The sequence below is a fragment of the Streptomyces sp. RB17 genome, from assembly GCF_009604455.1.
Lineage (GTDB): Bacteria > Actinomycetota > Actinomycetes > Streptomycetales > Streptomycetaceae > Streptomyces.
Map to the genome: position 1 here is coordinate 1 of NZ_WEGL01000057.1, position 1,176 is coordinate 1,176.

Annotated in this window: 1 pseudogene; it reads right to left on the reverse strand. The window is 66.4% G+C overall.

Annotated features, from left to right (window positions below):
- A pseudogene (locus tag SRB17_RS45250) lies at positions 1-1,176 on the reverse strand (RNA-guided endonuclease InsQ/TnpB family protein); the annotation flags it as partial.

Here is a 1,176-nt window from a genome sequence, read left to right on the forward strand (position 1 = left end):
CTGATGTGGCCGATCCGTACAGGTGCAAGATGTTCCGGGCTGCGTTCCAGTCGGCGTTGCCCTGGAAGTCGCAGTCGGGGTTCTTGCATATGAACGTGGCCTGGTCTTCTCTGCTGCCGGGGAGGGTGAATCCGCATGCGGAGCAGCGTCGGGAGGTGTTCGGGGCGGGAACCTTGACGAGCCGGCCGCCGTGGCGGCTGAGCTTGTACGTCAGCATCGTGACCGTGCGTCCCCACGCCTCTTGTGCGATGGAGCGGTTGAGGCCGGCCTTGGCTTTGACGTTCGTGCCCGGCTCCTGGGTGGTGCCCCGAGCGGACTTGACCATGTTCGAATGATGTTGAGCTGTTCGACCACGATGACGCCGTAGGTGCGGGCGAGGTAGGTGGTCGTGTGGTGCTGCCAGTCCAAGGCTCGACGCGTGGCTTTTGCTCGGAGCTGCTTGATCTGGTCGCAGGTGTGCTGCAAACGGCGGGAGGTCTTCTCCCCCTTCTTGTGAAAGCTCTTGCGGTGTGCGGCCTGCCGCTCCAGCTTGAGGAGTCTGGCCTTCTCCTTCTCGGTGAGCCACTTGTCCCGGTCGGCGGTGCCGTCCGGCAGGCGCGGGGGACGCCCGTGGTCCTGGTGGTCCTTGTTGGACAGGGCGAGGGGGATGTTCACTCCGGCGTCGATGCCGACGTCCGGGCCCTGGTGGGGCTGCGGCTCGGCTTCGAGGGTCTGAATACGGAAGGCGATGTGCCAGCCGAGCGCGTCCTTCACCAGCCGGGCGCCGGTGATCCGGTTGTCGGTGCCTGCTCGCCTGCCCACGGGGAGGTCTTTGGTCCAGCGGAAGCGGACGCGGCCGATCTTCGGCAGGTTGACCATGCCCCAGCGGCGGTGGACGCGGACGATGTTCAGGTCACGGCCCTGCGGGATGTCCACGGACATCACCGTGCGGAACCGGGCCTTGAAGTTCGGCTCGTCCGCCCGGCCTCCCCAGCAGTTCACCCAGGCGCGGAAGTACGTCTTCAGCAGCGCCTGGGATGCCTGCGCGGGCAGCTTGGCGAGGAAGTCGAGGTCTGTACGGGCTTGGCGTATCGCCGCATCAGCGGCGGCGAGGGTCCGCTTGTCCTTCGGCATCATCTGCCACCAGGCGTGCAAACAGTTCCACATCGTGCGGGCCGCGTGCGCCTGGTCGTCCAT